This is a genomic window from Caulobacter sp. ALps2 (assembly GCF_058681635.1).
Window position 1 is genome coordinate 909,374 of sequence record NZ_CM178743.1, and the last position, 19,583, is coordinate 928,956.

Sequence of the window (19,583 nt, forward strand, 5' to 3'; positions counted from 1 at the left end):
ACGGGATCAGGGAACCCGGCCGATGCCGTTCTCGATATCGGGATCGAGATCGATCTTCTGGCCGTGGCCGTCCAGCATGAACAGGCTGTAGGTATATTCGCCCATGCGGGCGTCCTCATAGATGACCTTGAAGCGCGATCGCGGGTTCGGATCGCCGCCGTCGATCGAATACGGCACCCAGACGAAGCTGGAGAAGTTGACGCCGTAATCGCGATCGAACTCGATCGGACGACGCTGGAACATCCAGCCGGCGTTGATCAGTTGATCGCTCAGCGTGAAGACCAGCTCGCAGCGTTCACTCAGATCCAGACTCAGCCGCGTGGGCCGTTCCGGATGCAGGAAGTTCATGAAGTTGAAGTTCTTGTCCAAGCCGATCACCAGCTCGACAACCTTAGAGGGTGTAGGTTCCGTCATTCGTAAGCCTCCCGACCGAAGATTCCACCTACGGGGGAATCTCGCCAAAAGGCAAGAAAGCCGGGATGAGCGTAGCCGTGTTTTTTCAACTCACGCACGATGTTCTCGGCTTGGTTGAAATCTCCTGCGGCAAGATAGGCGCGGGCCAATACATCACGACTGCTGGGCGGGAGGGATTCACGCCGCCCCGCCAGGGTCGACACCGCCTCCTTGGCTCGGCCGGCCTCCAGCATTGCGAAGCCTCGGAGCGCCGAACGGTCGGCCTCGGCGTCGCGTGAGCCCGGCGTCATGGCCAGGCGGTCCAGGATGCCTCGGGCCAGGCTCCTGGCCTTCCCCAGGTCGCCGCCACGCCGCGCCAGCACCACCGCCTGCAGGTCCATCCGCCCGTCCAGGTCGATCCGCCACCCCTTCCCCCCTTGCTCGGCGCGTAGCTTGGCAAGATCCGCGGCCGCGGCGGCATGCGCCTTCCGCGCGCCGTCCAGATCACCCGACCAGCAGGCGAGGTCGACCGTGTCCAGCTGGCCGACTAGCAGATATTCGCGCCAGCGGGCGTTGGTGGGATCCAGCGCCGCCAGCTCACGCAACTTGCGCATGCCGTCGTCCGAACGCGCGCGCGCCGATGCGACCCGCCCCAGGTCCAGTTCCAGTCGCGCCAGGGCCAGGCCGGTCGCCACACTGCGCGCGGCCAGGCGCTTGTCGCCAGGATTGTCCGCCGCCGCCTGGGCCAGCAGCTTGGCCGAGGTCTCGCGTTCGACCCGCGCCTCGCTGACTCGCCCCAACTTGAGCAGGGAGTCGGCGATCCAGGCGCGCGAGTCCGCCGTATCGACGATGCGCGCCTTGTCCTTGGGCGCGCGGACGCGCTCGGCGTCGAACACGGCCAACGCGTTGCGGAAGGCGGTAAGAGCTTCGGCCGGCCGCCCCTGTTCGAACATCAGGGTGCCGAGGTTGTTCTGGGCGTAGGCGACCTCGACCCGCCAATCGGCGCGGTTGGGATCCAGCTTGACCAGGGTCCGGGCCAGTTCGCCATAGCGCTGGAACCCCCGCTCGGCCCCGGCGACGTCGCCGCGCCGCCATTCCATATAGGCCATCCAGAACACGTTCTGGGCCTCGTCGAAGATGCGCTCGCCGTTGTTGGGGTCACGCTCGACCAGGGCGTGGGTCGTGGCGGTCGCTTGCGAGAACGCGTCCTGAGCGCCGGCCAGGTCGCCTCGCTGCTCGCGGATCGTGCCCAGCAGGGTCTGGGCCTTGGCGCGCTGAGCCAGCGCCTTGTCGTCCAGCCGGTCGGTGCGGGCCTTGGCGTAGTAGGCCAGCACCCTGGCGCTGACCCCGTCCAGTACGTCCAGGCGGCCGACGGGCTCCAACTGCTCGCGCAGGTCGCCCAGCATGTAAGCGACCAAGGCTTCGGTTTCGTCGCGCTGCTCGCGGGCGATCTGGCGGGACTTGAGCGTGGCGATGGTCATCGCCCCCATGCCGACCGTGACGACGGCGGCCAGGGTCGTGAAAGCGGCCATCATCCGCAGGCGGCGGCGCGCGTCGCGCTGCACCAGCTGGTCCAGGCTGACGTCCAGCAGACGAGCGGCGATCTTCAATCTCGCCAGACGCTTGCCGTCGGCGTCGCGGCGCAGGTCGACGGCCAGGGGCTCGACGCCCTCGGGCAGGGCCGCGCGCAGGGCCGGCGGCATGATCGCGTTCAGCGAGGCGCCGCCCGGCGTGGCCGGGGTGATCACGCAGAGCACCGCGCTCGGACCACGATCCTTCAGGAAATAGGTGAGTTCCTGGTCGACCCAGCGCGAGGTCGCCGCGGTCGGCGAGCACAGGACGATCAGGGCGTCGGAGCGGTCCAGCGCGTCACGGATCGTCTCGCCCAGGTCGGCGGCGGCGCTCAGTTCGTCGCGATCGCGAAATATCGGCCGAAGCCCACCCGCTATACTAGCGCCGCTTTTCGCCGACAACTTGGACGGGGCTCGATAGTTCTCTAATGCGCGATGAAGCCATTCCGCGGCTTGGCGGTCATGGTGACTATAGCTGATAAAGGCCTTGTAACGCTGTCGATTATCCATTCGCCGCCCCCCAGTACGACTGGGTAGGACCGTACCTGATGACCGTGATTCCACCATCATCTCAGCGCGCCCAGAGATCGGCGCCGATCGCGGTCGCGGCCGAAGACTATCGCGCCAACAAGCTATTCCGCCACATGACCCGCGAGGAGGTCGAGGCGCTCGCCCAGCAAGTCGAGCACCTGCGTTTCGGCAAGGGCGAGATGATCGTGCAGCGCCGCGACGAGGACGGCGGCATTTACCTGCTGCTGGAGGGGGCGTTGCTGGCCAACCTCTATGCCCGCTCTGGACGCGAGGTCGGCTATCGGCGCATAGCCCCCGGCGGCTATTTCGGCGAGATCGCCGCCATCGACGGCCTGCCGCGCTCGGTCAATATCGTGGCGCTCGAGGACGTGCGGATGGTGCGCCTGCCCCAGCGGCTGGTGCTGCGCCTGTTCGAGGAGTCGCCGCGCTTCATGCGGGCTCTTTTGGAAGACATGGCCAGCCTGACCCGCGCCCTGACCGACCGGCTGTTCGAGCTGACCGCCGTCTCGGTGGCCTGCCGGGTCGACATCGAACTCTTGCGCATGGGCTCGGCCACGGCTGGCGACGGCAACGAAGCGGTGATCCACCCCTGCCCGACCCACGCCGAGCTGGCCGTCCTGGTTGGCAGTCAGCGCGAACCCGTGACCCGCGAGCTGAACCGCCTGGCCAGCCTGAACATCGTCCGCCAGAGCGGCCGCACCCTGAAGATCCTCGACATGACGGCCTTGGCCGACGAGGTCGAGCGGATCGGAGGCGAGCTTTAGGCTACCTGAACGCCGATTGTAGAAGCTTCGCCTCCACGGAGGAAATCTCGGTTTTAATCTCCACTGACGCTGCACGGCCGCGACACCACCGGCGGCGCGATCAACTTCATCACCAACCGCCCGACCAACACCCTGTCGGCCGGCGTGACCGCCAAGTACGACAGCGACGAAGAATTCAAGGCCGAGGGCTTCGTCCCTGACCGCCTTCGCGCGCGATGTCTTCGACACCAAGTACGACCTGACGCGGAACTTCTTCCTGCCGCTGATCGACATCGCCGCGCCGGGCCAGCCGGCGACCTATGGCCTTCGCGCCCAGTATCGCTTTTAGTCACGACCGTCGGGGAGACCGTCCATGTTGAAGACCCTGGTGCTGATCCTGGGCGGCCTTCTGGCCGTGGCGGTGCTGGCCGGATTCGTCGGCTGGCTGCTGCTGCGCGGCCCCGACATCCCGTACGAAAAGCTCGAGGCCAAATACGCCAACAAGGCCTCGCGCTATGCCGACCTGCCCGGCGGCGTGCGGCTGCACTACAAGGACCAGGGCAAGGCCGACGGCCCACTGCTCGTCCTGGTCCACGGCTTCGGCGACTCCCATTTCTCGTGGGAGGGCTGGGTCGCTCGGCTTTCCGATCGCTACCGGATCATCACCGTCGACCTGCCCGGTCACGGCCTGACCCGCGCGCCGGCGGGCTATGTGGCCTCGGCCGACGGCTTCGCCGACCTGGTCGAAGCCCTGGCCGCGAAAGAGAACCTTCCGAAGTTCGCCATCGCCGGCAATTCGATGGGCGGCGGGGTGGCCTGGCAGGTCGCCGTGCGCCATCCCGAGCGCCTGAACGGCCTCGTGCTGGTCGACGCCGCCGGCTGGCCCGCCACCACGCTGAAGAAGCCGCCCCTGGCCTTCAAGCTGCTGAAGTACTCGTGGGGCCGGGCCTTCCTGCGCTCGATCGACAACACCCCGCTGATCCGCGCGGGCCTGCGCGGCGAGGTCGGCGATCCGGCCGTGATCACCGACGCCTTCATCGCCCGCTGGGCCGAGCTGCAGCGCGCCCCCGGCCACCGCGCCATCCTGATGTCTATACAGCCGGGCAAGCACAGCCAGGCGACGGCGGAGGTGCTCTCCACGATCAAGGTTCCGACCCTGGTGCTGTGGGGCGAGATCGACCCGCTGATCGAGGTCGCCGCCGCCCACAAGTTCGCCGAGGCGATCCCGGGCGCGAAACTGATCATCTATCCCAAGGTCGGCCACCTGCCGCAGGTCGAGATCCCGCAACGCACGGCTGACGATACGGCCGCCTTCCTCGCGCAGGCTAGCGTCCGCTAGAGTACCCCGCATGCTTACCGACTATCTCGGCAACCCGGTCAGCCCGTTGTCCGACGCCGCCCTGGCGGCGGTCGACGGGTTCGTCGATGGCTTCCTCGGCTACGAGACCCGGGCGGCCGAGGTGATCGGCGCCGCCGAGGCGCATCCGGACAGCGTGCTGCTGAACGCCTATGCCGCGACGCTGTGGCTGCTGCTGGAAGCGCCCGAGGCCGCTGACCGCGCCGCGCCCTATCTGGCCCGCGCCCAGGCGGCGGCAGAGCAGGCCCATCCGCGCGAGCAGGCTTTCGTCGACTTCGTCGCCGCCTGGTCGGCCAACGACATCCCGCGCGCCCAGGAGATCGCCGACACGATCCTGGCGGCCTGGCCGCGCGACCTCTTGGTGCTGAAGCTTCGGCACTATCACGACTTCAACCACGGCGACTTCCCGGCCATGCTCCGGGCGGCCAGCGCCGTCCTGCCGGCCGCCGGAGACGTCGCCGAGCTGCACGGCATGCTGGCCTTCGCCTACGAGCAGTGCCACCTGCTGGACGAGGCCGAAGCCGCCGCCCGCCGCGCGCTGGGCCTCAAGCGCAAGGAGCCCTGGGCCCAGCACGCCCTGGCCCACGTGATGCTGACCCAAGGCCGCATCGCCGAGGGCGTCGCCTTCCTGGAAGGCGTCCGCGACACCTGGACGGGTCTGAACTCGTTCATGGACACCCACCTGTGGTGGCACCTGGCGCTGTTCTATTTGAGCCAGGGCCGGTTCGAAGACGCCCTTGCCGCCTATGACGACCACTGTTGGGCGCAGGCGAAGGACTACTCCCAGGACCAGGTCGGGGCGGTGTCGCTGCTGGCCCGGCTGGAACTGGCCGGCGTCGAGGTCGGTGACCGCTGGTCCGATCTCGCCGACCACCTGGCCGTCCGCGCCGACGACGTGGTGCAGCCGTTCCTGACGCTGCAATATCTCTACGGTCTGGCCCGCGCCGGTCGGCCTCAGGCCGACACCCTGCTGGCCGCCGTGCGCCAGGCGGCGCTGGACGCGCCCGACCATGTCCGCGAGACTTGGCGCGAGGTGGCCCTGCCCGCCGCCGAGGGGCTGGTCGCCCATACGCGCGGCGAGTATCCGGCGGCCCTGCGCGGCTTGCGCGCCGCCCTGCCCCGCCTAGCCGAGATCGGCGGCAGCCACGCCCAGCGCGACCTCTTCGAGCAGCTGATCCTGGACGCCCTGATCCGCGCCGACCGCCTGTCGGAAGCCCAGCAGGCGCTGGAGCTGCGGCGCGGCTTCGATCCCGACGGCGTGCCGTTGAACCGCGCCCTGGCTGGCGTCTATGACCGCCTGGGCCTGCCCGGCGAGGCCGCCAAGGCCCGGGCGCGCATCGCGTGAAGCTCCGCGCCCTTCTTGCTCTGGCGGCCGCCTGCCTGCTGGCGTTCGCGCCGCTCGCCCAGGCCGCGCCCAAGGACAGCCTGACGGTCGCCCTGCAACTGGAGCCGCCGAACCTCGACCCGACCTCCGGCGCGGCGGTCGCCACCGACGACGTGGTCCACGCCACCGTATTCGAAGGCCTGGTCCGCCTCGACGCCCAAGGCGCGGTCAAGCCGCTGCTGGCGACCTGGTGGGAGATCTCGCCCGACGGCCTGACCTACGTCTTCCATCTGCGCGACGGGGTGCGGTTCCAGGACGGCGCGCCGTTCGACGCCAGCATCGTCAAGTTCAGCCTGGAGCGGGCGATCGCCCCGGCGTCGACCAACGTCCAGAAGCAGGCGCTGAGCGTCATCCGCCAGGTCGAGGTTGTCGATCCGCGCACCGTGCGCCTGCGTCTCTCCGCCCCCGACAGCAACCTGCTCTACACCCTGGCCTGGGGCGACAGCGTGATGGTTTCGCCGAAGTCGGCGGGAAGCCTGGCGACCGCGCCAATCGGCACCGGTCCGTTCAAGTTCGTCGGCTGGCGACGGGGCGACACGGTGAGCCTCTCCCGTAACGACGCCTATTGGGGCCAGCCCGCCAAGCTGAAGTCGGTGCGCTTCAAGTTCATCGCCGATCCGGCAGCGGCCTATGCGGCGATCAAGACCCACGAGGTCGACGCCTTCCCCGACTATCCGGCCCCGGAGAACCTGGCCCAGTTGCGCGCCGATCCGACCTTGAAGGTGGTCACCGCCTCCAGCGAGGGCGAGGTCATTTTGGCGATGAACCAGCGCGTCGGACCGCTGGCCGATGTCCGCGTGCGTCGCGCCCTGCAATACGCTCTGGATCGCCGGACGATCATCGATGGGGCGATGTATGGCTACGGCGCGCCGATCGGCAGCCACTTCCCGCCTCAGAACGCGGCCTATGTCGACCTGACGGGCCTCTACCCGCACGACCTCGCCAAGGCCAAGGCGCTGCTGGCGCGGGCCGGCTACCCGAACGGTCTCGACCTCACCCTGAAACTGCCGCCGCCCAACTACGCCCGCCGCGGCGGCGAGATCGTCGCCGCCCAGCTGGCCCAGGCCGGCGTGCGGGTGAAGATCGAGAACATCGAATGGGCCCAGTGGCTGGACCAGGTCTATGGCCGCCACGCCTTCGACCTGACCATCGTCAGCCACGCGGAGCCGATGGACTACGCGATCTACGACAAGGCCGACTACTATTTCGGCTACCACAGCGACGCCTTCCACGGGCTGATGGAAGCCCTGAAGGGCGCGACCGACGAGGGCCAGCGCACGGCGATCCTGGGCCAGATCCAGCGGCGGATCGCCGAGGACGCGGTCAACGGCTTCCTCTTCCAGTTTCCGCGCCTGGGCGTGTTCGACGCGCGGCTTAAGGACTTCTGGGTCAATTCGCCGAGCCAGACCATCGACCTGCACGCGGCGTCGTTCGATGGGGTCGGCGGCGCGGAAGAAGGTGTGGTCGCCAAGTCCGGACCGGCGGGCGCGATCTTCGGCGGCGCCCTGGTCCTGGCCGTCGTTGCAGGCTTGGCCGTGCTCGCCGCCCGCTTCGGCGCGGCCTGGCTGGGCGGTCGGGCGGCGGTGATGGTCGCCACCCTGCTGGCCGCCAGCGTCGTGGTCTTCGCCATCATCCAGGTCGTGCCGGGAGACCCCGCCGCCTACATGCTGGGCTTGAACGCCAGCCCCGAGGCGGTGGCCAACCTCCGCCAACAGATGGGCCTCGAAGGCCCGGCAGCTTCCCGCTACCTGGCCTGGCTGGCCGGCATGCTGCACGGCGACCTGGGCGTCAGCTACACCTACCAGACTCCGGTCGCGGCCCTGGTCACCGAGCGTATCGGCGTCTCCCTGCCGCTGGCCCTGCTGGCCATGGCGCTGTCCATCGTCATCGGCGCGCCGATCGGGGCCCTGGCCGCCGCGCGGCGCGGCAAGGCGACCGACACCGTGGTCATGGGCCTGACCCAGGTCGGCGTGGCCATACCCAACTTCTGGTTCGCGGTGCTGCTGGTCATGGTGTTCTCGATCGGCCTGCGCTGGGTGTCGGCCGGCGGTTTTCCTGGCTGGGAGGCGGGCCTGGCTCCCGCCTTCAAGGCCCTGGCCCTACCCTCGCTGGCCCTGGCCGCGCCCCAGGCGGCGATCATCGCCCGCGTCACCCGCTCGGCCCTGATCGACACCCTGGCAGAGGACTATGTGCGCACCGCCCGCGCCAAGGGTCTGACCGCCAGCCAAGCCCTGTGGCGTCACGGCCTGCCCAACGCCCTGATCCCGCTGCTGACCATCCTCGGTTTGCAGTTCCCCTTCCTGCTGGCCGGGGGCGTGATCATCGAGAATGTCTTTTTCCTGCCCGGCCTGGGGCGTCTCGTCCTGCAAGCCATCACCCAGCGCGACCTGATCGTGGTGCAGGGCGTGGTCATGCTGCTGGTCTTCGCCGTGGTCGCCACCAACTTCCTGGTCGACGTGGCCTACGTCCTGGTCGATCCCCGGCTGCGGAGGCGCGGATCATGAACCGGCCGCGCCTGCCCGCTCGCCTACCCCTTGGCCTGATCGTCGGCGGCGTCATCAGCGTCGCCTTCATCGCGGCGGCCCTGCTGTCGCTGGTCTGGACGCCCCATGACGTCACGGCCTTCGACATCGATCACCGTTTGCAAGGTCCTTCCGCCGCCCACTGGCTTGGCCTGGACCACTTTGGCCGCGACGTCGCCTCGATGATCCTGCTGGGCGCGCGCAACGCCTTCTCGGTCTCGCTGGTCGCGGTGCTGTTCGGCGCCGGCGTCGGCGTGCCGCTGGGCCTGCTGGCCGCCGCGCAACGCGGCTGGGTCGACGAGTTGGTCATGCGCGCCTCGGACGTGGTCTTCGCCTTCCCGGCCCTGATCCTGGCCATCCTGATCACCGCCGTGCTCGGCCCGAGCGCGCTCAACGCCGTCATCGCCATCGGCGTCTTCAACGTGCCGGTCTTCGCCCGCCTGACGCGCGGCTCGGCGCTATCCTTGTGGACCCGCGACTACATCCTGGCCGCCCGCGCGGCGGGCAAGAGCCCGACGCGGATCTCGATCGAGCACATCGGCCCCGGACTGCTCAGTATACTGATTGTCCAGGCGACCTTGCAGTTCTCGCTGGGCGTCATCGCCGAGGCGGGCCTTTCTTATGTGGGCCTCGGCGTCCAGCCGCCGGCCGCCAGTTGGGGCAGGATGCTGGCCGACGCCCAGACCCTGGTCGCCGTCGCCCCCTTGCAGGCGATCTTCCCGGGCCTGGCCATCGTCATCACCGTGCTGGGCCTGAACCTGCTGGGCGACGGCCTGCGCGATCGGCTCGATCCGCGCCTCGATGAGGAACGCTGAGATGCTGGAGATCCGCGACCTCAAGCTCACCCTCGGCGACGAGCCGATTCTCAAGGGCCTGTCCCTGACGCTCGAGCCCGGCCAGGTGCTGGGCGTGGTCGGCGAGTCCGGCTCGGGCAAGTCGATGACCGCGCTCTCGATCCTGGGCCTGCCGCCGCGCGGCGCGACGATCAGCGGCCACATCCGGTTCGGGGACCGCGACCTGATCGGCATGTCGGACGCCGAGCTGTCGCGTCTGCGCGGCGACCGCATCGGCATGGTGTTCCAGGAGCCGATGACGGCGCTCAATCCGGTCATGACCATCGGCGCCCAGGTGGCCGAGGTCGTGCGCCTGCACCGCAAGGCCTCGCGCGCCGACGCCACCGCCGCCGCCCGCAAGACACTGGACCGGGTGGGGCTGCAGGACATCCCCCTCACCCGCTATCCGCACGAGCTGTCGGGCGGCCAACGCCAGCGGGTCGCGATCGCCATCGCCGTCGTCCTGTCGCCGCGGCTGCTGATCGCCGACGAGCCGACCACCGCCCTGGACGTCACCACCCAGGCTCAGATCCTCGACCTGCTGCTGCGCCTGGTCCATGAGGACGGCGCGGCGCTGATCCTGATCAGCCACGACCTGGCCCTGGTCGCCCAGGCCGCCGACCACGTGGCGGTGATGAAGGACGGCGAGATCGTCGAGCAGGGCGAGACCTCCGCGCTGTTCGCCAATCTCACCCATCCCTACACCCGCGCCCTGGCCGCCAATGCCGAGCGCATGCCGGTGCGGACCCGCACGCCGGACACCGAGGCCGCGCCCGTGCTGGAGGCGCGCGAGGTGGTTCGCGACTATCCGGGGCGGCCCGGCTTCCCGCGGACTGGCGCGCCGATCCGGGTGCTACCCGGCGTCTCCCTGGCCATCCGTCCCGGCGAAATCGTCGGCCTGGTCGGCGAGTCCGGCAGCGGCAAGTCCACCCTGCTGCGGGCCTTGCTGGCCTTGGACCCCGTCCAGGGCGGCGAGGTGCGGCTGGCCGGCGAGGTCTTCACCCCGACCTCGCCGCGCCGGAGCCGCGGAGCGATTCAGCTGGTCTTCCAGGATCCGAACGGCAGCCTGGATCCGCGTTGGACGGTCGAGCGACTGGTGGCCGAGCCGCTTCACCTGCTGGACGAGAAGCTCGCCCTCGCCGAGCGCCGCGCCAGGGTCGAGGCCGTGCTGGCCAAGGTCGGGCTCCCCGCCGACGCCGCCGATCGTTATCCGCACCAGTTCAGCGGCGGCCAGCGCCAGCGCATCGCCATCGCCCGCGCGCTGATCATCGAACCGGACGTCATCGCCCTGGACGAAGCGGTTTCGGCCCTGGACGTCACGGTCCGCGCCGAGGTGCTGGACCTGCTGGCCAGGCTCTCGGACGAACTGGGCGTCGCCTATCTGTTCGTGACCCACGATATGGGCGTGGTGCGCGGCCTGACCGACCGGGTGCTGGTCATGCGGAAGGGCGAAATCGTCGAGGCCGGCCCAACCGCCGAGGTCTTCGCGGCGCCAAAACATCCGTATACGGCACAATTGATCGCCGCGACGCCGAACCTGGCCCGCGCACTGGCCGCTCGCGCCTAGCTCCGAGCCGCGTAGACCCCCCGCGCGATCGCCCGCGCCAGACAGTCGCCGGCCGCCGAGCCCAGTCGCGCCAGGCGCTGCTGGCGGCCCTCCTCGCCCAGGCTGACCGCGCCCGAGGCGGCGGTGAAAACGACGTCACCGTCGAACGGGGTGTGGGCCGGGCGAATGGCGCGCGACAGGCCGTCCTGGGCCATGATCGCCAGCCGCAGGCACTCGCCGGGGGTCAGGTCGGCATTGACCGCGACCAACGCCAGGGTCGTGTTGGCGCCCGGCGTCAGACGGCCCAGGCCCGCCAGGCGGGAGTCATGGGGCAGCGGCTCGACCGCGCCGGCCGGGCCGCTCGGAACGCGCCCGCCGAACTCGCCGTCGATCTCGAACGGCCAGGCCCAGAAGGTTTCGCCATCGGGCATGAACACCGATCCGACCGGATTCACGGCGGCCAGGGCGCCGACGACCAGGCCCTCGCCAAGGTCCAGCGAGGCCGAGCCCAGGCCGCCCTGGGTCACCCCGGCCCTGGCCCCGCGTCCGGCCCCGACCGCGCCGAGGTCGAAGCTCGCGCCGGTCGCCTCGAAGGCCCGCCGGCCAAGGCCTTGATAGGGCGGGTCCAGACCCCAGGCCTTGTCGCCGCCATTGGCCAAGTCGTAGAGCACCGCCCCAGCCACGATCGGCACGCGCGGCGTCTCGGGCCGCACCTGGAAACCCTCGCCGGCCCGCGACAGAGCGGCGGTCACGGCGTCGGCCGCGCCGAGGCCAAAGACCGAGCCGCCGCTGAAGGTCAGGGCGTGCAGCTTGGCGTAGCCGTTCTCGGGCGACAGGGCCGCGGTCTCGCGCACGCCCGGCCCGCCGCCGCGCACATCGACCGCCGCCGTCCAGCCGCCGGGGAAGCGCACCACGGTGACGCCGGTCCTGGCCGCCTCGTCCGTGGCGTTGCCGACCGTCAGGCCAGGCACGTCGGTGAGCAGATTGCGCGGACCAGGTCGAAGCAAGGCGATGTCCCTTTTGGATTCGCCGCACTCTAGCGAAGCCGCTCCTGGGCGTCCTAGTCTCCCTCCATGAACGAGCTTCCCGATCTGACGGCGACCGAACTTTCCCGGCTGTATCGCGAGCGCGGCGTGTCGCCCGTCGAGGTCACGCAAGCCGTGCTGGCGCGGATCGACGCCTGGGAGCCGGACCTCGCCGCCACCTGGGCCCTCGACGCCGACGCGGCGCTGGACGCGGCCCACGCTTCGGAGGCTCGTTGGCGAAACTGCGAGGCGCTGAGCCCGCTGGACGGCGTTCCCGTCACCATCAAAGAGCTGATCGCCACGCGGGGCGCGCCCAAGCCGATCGGCTCGGCCGCCTCGGACCTCGCGCCCGAGCCCCTCGACGCTCCGCCGGCCGCGCGGCTGCGCGAGGCGGGCGCGGTGATCCTGGCCAAGACCACCAATCCCGACTTCGGCATGCTGTCGTCGGGCCTGTCGAGCTTCCACGCCCTGTCGCGTAATCCGTGGGACCTGGCCAAGACCCCCGGTGGCTCCAGCGCCGGCGCGGGATCGGCCGCCGCCGCGGGTTACGGGCCCTTGCACCTAGGCACCGACATCGGCGGCTCGATCCGCCTGCCGGCCGGCTGGTGCGGGATCTATGGCTTCAAGCCCAGCAATGGCCGCATCCCGATCGACCCGCCCTATATCGGCCGTTGCGCGGGGCCGATGACCCGCACGGTCGAGGACGCCGCCCTGGCCATGACCGTGCTCAGCGGCCCCGACTGGCGCGACTATATGAGCCTGCCGCCGGAGCGCCTGGCCTGGGACGACCTCGATATCGACCCGAAAGGCCTACGCATCGGCCTGATGTTGGACGCCGGCGTCGGCCTGCCGGTCGAGCCAGACGTCGCCGAGGCCGTGACCGCCGCTGCTCGCGCCTTCGAAGCCGCCGGCGCCGTCGTCGAGCCGTTCGCGCCGTTCCTGACCCGCGAGATGCTGGATGGCCTGGACCTGTTCTGGCGCACCCGCTCGTTGAGCGACCTGGACGCCCTGCCGCCGGAACGGGCCGAGCGCGCCCTGCCCTACATTTTGGAGTGGGCCCGGGCGGCGCGGGGCGCGGACGGCCTGTCGGTCTATCGCGGCTTCAACCAGATCCAGCGCATCCGCGAGTTCGGCGCCAAGGCGTTCCAGCCGTTCGACTTCGTGATCTCGCCCACCGCGCCCATGCCGGCCTTCGACGCCCATCTGCCGTCGCCGACCAACGATCCCGCGCGGCCGTTCGAGCACATCGGCTTCACCGTCGCCTTCAACATGACCGAGCAGCCGGCGGCCTCGATCAACGCCGGCTACACGGCCGATGGCCTGCCGATCGGTCTGCAGATCGCGGGTCGGCGTTTCGACGACCTGGGCGTGCTGCGCCTGTCCCGCGCCTGGGAACGCCTACGACCCGCGCAACGCCCTTGGCCCGCCGCGCCATTCAAGGACAGTCGTTAAACCGTCATCCAATGGGGATAGTCGGCGCTTCCCATGAAGACGCGCCTTCCGCTCCTCCTGGCCTGCGCCCTGCTGGCGACCGCATCATCCCCTGTCCAGGCCGCCAGTTCGGCGCCCCTCGCGGACCTGCCTCTGAAGCAGAACGGCGGGACCTGGGCGTCCGGCCACGTGCAAGGCATCGCCGTCGATGTGAAGGGCGGCTACGTCTATTACTCGTTCACCAACCTGCTGGCGAAGTACGACCTGAAGGGAAACCTGGTCGGGACCCTGGTCGGCTGGACCGGGCACTTGGGCGACCTCGACTTCAACCCGGCCGACGGCAAGGTCTACGGCTCGCTGGAGTACAAGAAGGACAAGGCCTTCTACATCGCGGTGATCGATGTGGCGCGCCTGGATCGCGTCGGCGTCGAGGCCGGCGCCAGCGAGATCTTCCGCACCGTCTACCTGCCCGAGGTGACCCACGACTACGCCGCCGACATGAACGGCGACGGCCAGTTCGATGGCGATGTCGGCAAGACGGCCGACCACCGCTACGGCTGCTCGGGCATCGACGGCGTCTCGTTCGGTCCGGCGTTCGGCCGCGCCGACGGTCCGCGCTACCTCACCGTGGCCTACGGGATCTACGGAAACACCGAACGGACCGACAACGACCATCAGGTGCTGCTGCAGTACGACGTGTCGGACTGGGGCCGCTACGCCAGCCCGCTGACCGAGGCCGCGCCGCACCACAACGGTCCTGTCTCGCCGACGGCCAAGGTGTTCATCCGCACCGGCAACACCAGCTACGGCGTCCAGAACCTGGCCTATGACGACGCCCAGAAGCGCTGGCTGATGGGTGTCTATCTGGGCAAGAAGACCGGCTTCCCAAACTACGGCCTGTTCGCCGTCGAGGCGCGCGAGAAGCCGGTGACCGCCGACCTCGTGGGCGTGCCCGGCCCCGGCGGCTGGGAGAAGGGTCAACTGCTGGCCCTGGCCGACGGCGGCCTGAAGGACCCCGCCACCGGCGTGCGCGGCTGGAACCAGAAGGCCGATGTCGGCCTGCAACCGGTCGGCCACGGCCGGGCCTATCTGGCGGTCAACACCAAGGTCGACGGCAAGCAGACCGCCGACCTGACCCTGATGCGCTGGACCGGCGATGCGGCCGCGCCGTTCGCGCCCGCCACAGCCGAAGATGTTGCCAAGGTTGCACGCTGACCACCGCTAAATCCTCCGCGTGCGGCCTGATCGGGCTGTCACAAACGGCCGCTAGGCAGGCGGCCTCACGCAGTGTCCAGCCAGCGAGTCCGAGATGAGCGGCGCCGACAGGGAAAGAACACGGTGGTTCTTGCGGAACATCCTTCCGCACGAGCCGGCGCTGAAGGGGTGGCTGTCCCGCGGCGCGCCAACGGGCGTGGATCCCGACGACATCATACAGGAAGCCTATACGATCCTGGCCGAGCTGGAGAGCGTCGACGACATCCGCCATCCGCGCGCCTACCTGTTCCAGGTGGCCCGTTCGGTGATCACCCGCCACGTGCGCCGGGCGCGGATCGTGGCGATCCACGCGGTCGACGACCTGGAGCGCCTGGAGCATCCCGACGACGCGGCCTCGCCCGAGCGGCGGACGATCGACCGCGACGAGCTGCGGCAGCTGGCCAAGGCGATCGCGGCCATGCCGCTCAAGACGCGCGAGGCGTTCGTGCTGCGAAGGGTCAAGGGCCTGCCCCAACGCGAGATCGCCGCCCGCATGCGAATTTCGGAAAATACCGTGGAGACTCACATCTCCCGAGGCATTCTCTTCCTGATTGATTGGTTCGGTCGTAGCGGAAACACCCCACCCCAAACCTCTAGGACTACGGAAGCAGAGATCGCCCCGATAAATGGCCAAACGAGACACCAGTCGCGACATTGACCAGACGGCGTCCGAATGGACGGCGCGGCTGGATCGTGGGCCGCTGTCGCCGGAGATGGACGCGGTCTACCAGGCTTGGCTGAACGGGGATCCGCGCAGCAAGGGCGCCATGTTGCGCGCTCGCGCCCTGTCGATGATGAGCGAGTCGGCCCAGGCCCTCGGTCCGGAGTTCGACCCGGCGGTGTTCACCGAAACGCGTCGGCCGCGCCTGTCGCGTCGCCAGGCCCTGACCTGGACGGGCGCGGCCGCGGCCGCCGCCTCGCTGGCCGCCCTGGGCGTGACCTCGGCCGCGGCCGGGACGGTGATCAGCACCGAGCGCGGCGAGATCCGCCTGACCCCGCTGAAGGACGGCTCGACCGTCCTCCTGAACACCGACAGCCGCATCCGCGTCCGCTACGACAAGGACCAACGCGTGGTCGTCCTGCTGAAGGGCGAGGCCTATTTCTCCGTGGCGCGCGACGAAAAACGGCCCTTCGTCGTCGAGGTCAACGGCCGGCGGCTGCGCACGGTCCAGGCCGGCTTCCGCGTCCGCAAGCTGGACGAGAAGCCCGTCGACGTGCTGGTGAACCTCGGTCAGATCGACGTGTCGGCGGCGCCCCTGATCGGCTCCGCGAAGATCGTCGCCGTGCTGGCCAATACACGCTTGGCGCTGTCGGATCCGGCCCATATCTCGACCGAGCGTCCGCTGCCGATCCCGCCGCAGATCGTCACCCGCGAGCTGGCCTGGCGCGAAGGCAAGCTGGCTTTCGAAGGCCAGACCCTGGGCGAGGCCGCCGCCGAGTTCGCTCGCTACAGCGACACTCGCATCCAGGTGCGGGACGCCGAACTGGCTCGCGAACCGGTCACCGGCCTGTTCGCCGCCAACGATCCAGTGGGCTTCAGCCGGGCTATCGCCCGGGTGTTCGACGCCCGGCTGGAACAGGGCGCCGACAAGGTCGTACTGACCCGCGCGAACGCCGCCCAGGCCGCCGCGCAATAAGAAGTTTTTGCAACATATAGCGGAAGACCCCGGGCCGACGGCTCTCAACCGGCAACGTCGCAAACAACGCGATCATCGGGGGCCGTAAAGCCAATGACTTCTCGCTATTCCCGCCTCGCCTACGGGGTGTCCGTCGTCGCCATGGCGATCGCCGCGCCCGCCTTCGCCCAGGAGCGAGTGTTCGACATTCCGGCCCAGCCGGCCGTGCGCGCCATTCCCGAACTGGCTCGCCAGGGCCAGGTGCAGATCGTGGCGCCCGCCCGCCAGCTGGACGGCATCCAGACCCCGGCCGTGAAGGGTGTGATGGACGTGCGCACGGCGCTGCGCCGCCTGATCGTCGGCACGCCGCTCACGATCGACAGCGACGATGGCCAGACCATCACCCTGCGCGCCTCGACCACGGGCGTTTCGCGCCCCCAGGCCGGCGTCGGTAGCGGGATCGTTCGGGGCCGCGTCCTCAACACCGCCACCGGCGAATATGTCCGCAACGCCGAAATCCGCGTCGAAGGCGCGTCGATCGTCGCCTATTCGGAGGACGGCGGCGACTTCCGCCTGTCCGGCGTTCCGGCCGGCGATGTCAGCGTGCTGGTCAAGTATGCGGGCCTGCAGGAGTCGCGCACGGTCGTCACGGTCACGCCCGGCCAGGCCTCCACGATCGAGGTCGCGCTGAACCCTGGGGCCCATACCGCCGCGGCCGGTGAAGTCGAGGCGGTGACCATCACCGCCAAGCGCGAGGGCCAGGCGGCCGCCATCATGGAGCGCCGCGCCTCGACCAACGCCAAGACCGTCGTGGCCGCCGACAATTTCGGCGCCCTGACCATGGGCGACGTCGGCGAGTTCATGAAGAACATGCCCGGCCTGTCGCTGGACTATACCGAGGTCGACGCCACGGCCGTCCGCATCGGTGGCTTGGACCCGAAGTACTCGACCTTCACCACCGACGGCGCGCGGATGGCCACGGCCACCTCGAACAACAACGCCGGGCGCCAGAACTCCTTCGAACAGATGTCGATCACCGGCATCGACTCGATCGAGCTGAACAACACGCTGCAGGCCAACATGGACGCCGACAGCCCCGGCGGCGCCATCAACCTGCGCAGCAAGTATGCCTTCCAACGCAGCAGCCGCCTGCTGCGCTTCCAGGTCGGCGGCGTCGGCACCTCGGACAGCACCTTGTCGCGCCAGTACCTGCCCGACGACAAGAAGCATTCGACGATCTATCCGTCGGCCCAGCTCGGCTATGCCGACGTATTCCTGGACGGTCGCCTCGGCGTGGCGTTCAACGCCAGCTACAACGCCAACTTCGTCCAGCAAGACCGCATCCAGACCGACTGGTCGTATCTGGCTAACGGCCGGGTCATTCCCTACCAGTTGATGTACCGCCCGGGTCCGAAGCTGACCCACCGCAAGGCGGCCAATCTCAGCCTCGATTACAAGATCACCGACAAGCTGGCGCTGTCCCTGCGCAGCAGCTACTCGTTCTACGACGTCGAGTACTTCAACCAGTACACCTACCTGATCTTCGGCACGACGACGGCCAGCCAGACCACGGCGGACTCGACCGGGACCCACATCGTGGTGAACCCGAACGGGACCAGCACCCGCCTGCACACCCAGTACTCGCACCGCTACGCCGGCACCCCGGCCTGGGTGTTCGCGCCCAAGCTGGAGTATCGCGGCGATACGTTCGAGGCCCTGCTGCGGACCAGCTATTCCAGTTCGGAATTCAATTTCGAGGACAATGATCGCGGCTTCTTTCAGCGCACCGACAGCTACCTGACCCGCATCGGTTTCACCCTGGACCGCGCGTCGGAAGACTCCAACGCCTGGACCCTCAAGCAGACGGCGGGCCGTCCGTGGAGCGATCCGGCCAGCTTCAACCGCGACGACGACATCGGCAACAACATCCGCACGTCGCAGTCGAACGCCAACAACCAGATGTACAGCGCCAATCTGGACCTGAAGAAGAAGCTGGCCTTCGGCAAGGTCCAGCTGAAGGTCCTGGGCGGCGCCAGCTACCGCACCAACGCCTGGAAGACCGTCGAAGGCTCGTACAAGCAGTTCCAGTATGTCGGCCCGACCGGCGACCTGACTCAGAAGGCGCCGGAAGCAATGATCCCGGCGACCCAAAACTACGCCTTCAAGATTCACGGTTTCGACGCCGGCAACCTCAATGACCAGCACTGGCGCGCCGACAGCAACTACGGCGTTTACGATATTTACGCCCAGCATCCCGAGTATTTCGTGCCCGACACGGTCGGCAACGTGAAGCGCCAGCTGGATAACAACAAGAAGATCGGCGAAGAAGTCAGCGCCGCCTATGCCGAGATGCAGCCGCGCATCGGCAAGGCCCAGTTCGACCTTGGCCTGCGCTACGAAAAGACGAAGACCCAAGCGCGCGTCGCCGACATCCGCTCGGCCAAGGAAGTGACCGCCGCGGGCCTGTCGACCAGCACCGTCGCCGGTCTGTTGTACCAGTACCGCAACGGTACATATACGACCCGCGAGGGCGAGTATGACGACTGGTTCTGGAGCGGCGGCGCCAAGTACGAGCTCTCCAAGAAACTGGTCGGCCAGCTGGCCTTCAGCCAGTCGATCCTGCGCCCCGACTACGGCAACCTGGGCGGCGTCGTGGCCGTCGACGACAACAACCTGATCGTCACGGTGCCCAACCCGCTGCTCAAGCCCGAGCACTCGACCAAGTACTATGCCAGCCTGCAGTACTACCTCGAGCCGTCGGGCATCATCGGCATCTCGGCCTATCAGCTGGACGTCCAGGACATGCAGGTCACCGGCATCACGGTGAACCCGGAGGACGTCGGCTACAACCCCGCCGACTACGCCGGCTACACATTCCGCAGCGCCCAGAACCTGCCGGGCACCAGCACCAACAAGGGGATCACGCTGGAATACGACCAGCAACTGACCTTCCTGCCGGGCGCGCTGCGCGGCCTGGGCCTGCGGGCCTCGGTCACCAAGGTCGATCCCGACGGCGTGCGCGTGAACCTGCCCAAGACCTCGGCCAACTGGGGTCTGCGTTACAGCTACGGCAAGTTCGACCTGCAACTGACCGGCAACTACCAGTCGTCGGCCCGCACCAGCGCGCTCAGCAACACCCCGACCACCGCCAACAACGGCACCCTCTACCGCGCCGCCCGCGAGCTGTGGAACGTCAGCGCCAGCTACAAGATCAACAAGCAGTTCGAGGTCATGCTGGCCGGCCGCAACATCTTCAACGCGCCTGACGTCGTTTACTCGAACGTCCGCACCCGGGTGCAGCAGTACAGCATCTACGGCTCGATGTGGAACGTCGGCATCAAGGGCACCTTCTAGTTTTCCCCTGAGCAACTTCACTC

At 68.8% G+C, this 19,583-nt stretch carries 14 protein-coding genes; 11 read left to right on the forward strand and 3 right to left on the reverse strand.

The annotated features are described in order from the left end of the window. Positions 1-6: 6 nt before the first annotated feature. Together ACW173_RS04130 and ACW173_RS04135 are read right to left on the reverse strand one after the other, a co-directional pair. Positions 7-414, reverse strand: coding sequence for a hypothetical protein (locus ACW173_RS04130; RefSeq protein WP_492083606.1), 408 nt, complete (start codon positions 412-414; stop codon positions 7-9). Further along, positions 411-2,534 (reverse strand): toll/interleukin-1 receptor domain-containing protein, encoded by a 2,124-nt coding sequence (locus ACW173_RS04135; RefSeq protein WP_492083607.1) that lies wholly within the window; start codon positions 2,532-2,534, stop codon positions 411-413. Before ACW173_RS04135 ends, ACW173_RS04130 begins: the two co-directional genes overlap by 4 nt. On the opposite strand from ACW173_RS04135, the gene ACW173_RS04140 reads away from it, so the two are divergent. The 6 genes from ACW173_RS04140 to ACW173_RS04165 all read left to right on the forward strand — a co-directional run bounded on the left by ACW173_RS04140 (position 2,513) and on the right by ACW173_RS04165 (position 10,901). Then, on the forward strand, positions 2,513-3,259 hold the full coding sequence (locus ACW173_RS04140; RefSeq protein ID WP_492083608.1) for a Crp/Fnr family transcriptional regulator: 747 nt from the start codon (positions 2,513-2,515) through the stop codon (positions 3,257-3,259). The two genes, ACW173_RS04135 and ACW173_RS04140, sit on opposite strands and share 22 nt — an antisense overlap. Before the next feature lie 352 nt (positions 3,260-3,611). After that, positions 3,612-4,577 (forward strand): alpha/beta fold hydrolase, encoded by a 966-nt coding sequence (locus tag ACW173_RS04145; RefSeq protein WP_492083609.1) that lies wholly within the window; start codon positions 3,612-3,614, stop codon positions 4,575-4,577. Positions 4,578-4,587: 10 nt separating this feature from the next. Then, positions 4,588-5,940, forward strand: coding sequence for a tetratricopeptide repeat protein (locus ACW173_RS04150; RefSeq protein ID WP_492083610.1), 1,353 nt, complete (start codon positions 4,588-4,590; stop codon positions 5,938-5,940). Beyond that, on the forward strand, positions 5,937-8,483 hold the full coding sequence (locus tag ACW173_RS04155; RefSeq protein WP_492083611.1) for an ABC transporter substrate-binding protein: 2,547 nt from the start codon (positions 5,937-5,939) through the stop codon (positions 8,481-8,483). The genes ACW173_RS04150 and ACW173_RS04155 overlap by 4 nt, the downstream gene beginning before the upstream one ends. Next, entirely contained in the window at positions 8,480-9,316 is an 837-nt protein-coding gene (locus ACW173_RS04160) for an ABC transporter permease (protein WP_492083612.1), read from the forward strand. The genes ACW173_RS04155 and ACW173_RS04160 overlap by 4 nt, the downstream gene beginning before the upstream one ends. A gap of 1 nt (position 9,317) precedes the next feature. Next, complete coding sequence (locus ACW173_RS04165; protein WP_492083613.1) at positions 9,318-10,901, forward strand: ABC transporter ATP-binding protein; 1,584 nt, start codon at positions 9,318-9,320, stop codon at positions 10,899-10,901. On the opposite strand, the gene ACW173_RS04170 is transcribed toward ACW173_RS04165, so the two are convergent. Next, on the reverse strand, positions 10,898-11,887 hold the full coding sequence (locus ACW173_RS04170; RefSeq protein WP_492083614.1) for a P1 family peptidase: 990 nt from the start codon (positions 11,885-11,887) through the stop codon (positions 10,898-10,900). The two genes, ACW173_RS04165 and ACW173_RS04170, sit on opposite strands and share 4 nt — an antisense overlap. A 66-nt stretch (positions 11,888-11,953) precedes the next feature. Here ACW173_RS04170 and ACW173_RS04175 point away from each other — a divergent pair, with 66 nt between their 5' ends. The 5 genes from ACW173_RS04175 to ACW173_RS04195 all read left to right on the forward strand — a co-directional run bounded on the left by ACW173_RS04175 (position 11,954) and on the right by ACW173_RS04195 (position 19,560). Then, on the forward strand, positions 11,954-13,357 hold the full coding sequence (locus ACW173_RS04175; RefSeq protein ID WP_492083615.1) for an amidase: 1,404 nt from the start codon (positions 11,954-11,956) through the stop codon (positions 13,355-13,357). A gap of 33 nt (positions 13,358-13,390) precedes the next feature. Continuing rightward, the gene (locus tag ACW173_RS04180) at positions 13,391-14,551 is read left to right on the forward strand and encodes a hypothetical protein (protein WP_492083616.1); all 1,161 of its coding nucleotides are present in this window, start codon (positions 13,391-13,393) and stop codon (positions 14,549-14,551) included. Positions 14,552-14,645: 94 nt separating this feature from the next. Further along, on the forward strand, positions 14,646-15,248 hold the full coding sequence (locus ACW173_RS04185; protein WP_492083617.1) for an RNA polymerase sigma factor: 603 nt from the start codon (positions 14,646-14,648) through the stop codon (positions 15,246-15,248). Next, on the forward strand, positions 15,217-16,227 hold the full coding sequence (locus ACW173_RS04190; RefSeq protein WP_492083618.1) for a FecR family protein: 1,011 nt from the start codon (positions 15,217-15,219) through the stop codon (positions 16,225-16,227). Before ACW173_RS04185 ends, ACW173_RS04190 begins: the two co-directional genes overlap by 32 nt. Positions 16,228-16,320: 93 nt before the next feature. Further along, positions 16,321-19,560 carry a TonB-dependent receptor domain-containing protein gene (locus ACW173_RS04195; protein WP_492083619.1) on the forward strand — a complete coding sequence of 1,080 codons (3,240 nt, stop codon included), beginning with the start codon at positions 16,321-16,323 and terminating at the stop codon, positions 19,558-19,560. Positions 19,561-19,583 lie beyond the last annotated feature (23 nt).

Coding starts and splice junctions, on each gene's coding strand:
- ACW173_RS04130 (WP_492083606.1), bottom strand. CDS start 414: ATGACGGAACCTACACCCTCTAAGGTTGTCGAGCTGGTGATCGGCTTG.
- ACW173_RS04140 (WP_492083608.1), top strand. CDS start 2,513: ATGACCGTGATTCCACCATCATCTCAGCGCGCCCAGAGATCGGCGCCG.
- ACW173_RS04135 (WP_492083607.1), bottom strand. CDS start 2,534: ATGATGGTGGAATCACGGTCATCAGGTACGGTCCTACCCAGTCGTACT.
- ACW173_RS04145 (WP_492083609.1), top strand. CDS start 3,612: ATGTTGAAGACCCTGGTGCTGATCCTGGGCGGCCTTCTGGCCGTGGCG.
- ACW173_RS04150 (WP_492083610.1), top strand. CDS start 4,588: ATGCTTACCGACTATCTCGGCAACCCGGTCAGCCCGTTGTCCGACGCC.
- ACW173_RS04160 (WP_492083612.1), top strand. CDS start 8,480: ATGAACCGGCCGCGCCTGCCCGCTCGCCTACCCCTTGGCCTGATCGTC.
- ACW173_RS04165 (WP_492083613.1), top strand. CDS start 9,318: ATGCTGGAGATCCGCGACCTCAAGCTCACCCTCGGCGACGAGCCGATT.
- ACW173_RS04175 (WP_492083615.1), top strand. CDS start 11,954: ATGAACGAGCTTCCCGATCTGACGGCGACCGAACTTTCCCGGCTGTAT.
- ACW173_RS04180 (WP_492083616.1), top strand. CDS start 13,391: ATGAAGACGCGCCTTCCGCTCCTCCTGGCCTGCGCCCTGCTGGCGACC.
- ACW173_RS04185 (WP_492083617.1), top strand. CDS start 14,646: ATGAGCGGCGCCGACAGGGAAAGAACACGGTGGTTCTTGCGGAACATC.
- ACW173_RS04190 (WP_492083618.1), top strand. CDS start 15,217: ATGGCCAAACGAGACACCAGTCGCGACATTGACCAGACGGCGTCCGAA.
- ACW173_RS04195 (WP_492083619.1), top strand. CDS start 16,321: ATGACTTCTCGCTATTCCCGCCTCGCCTACGGGGTGTCCGTCGTCGCC.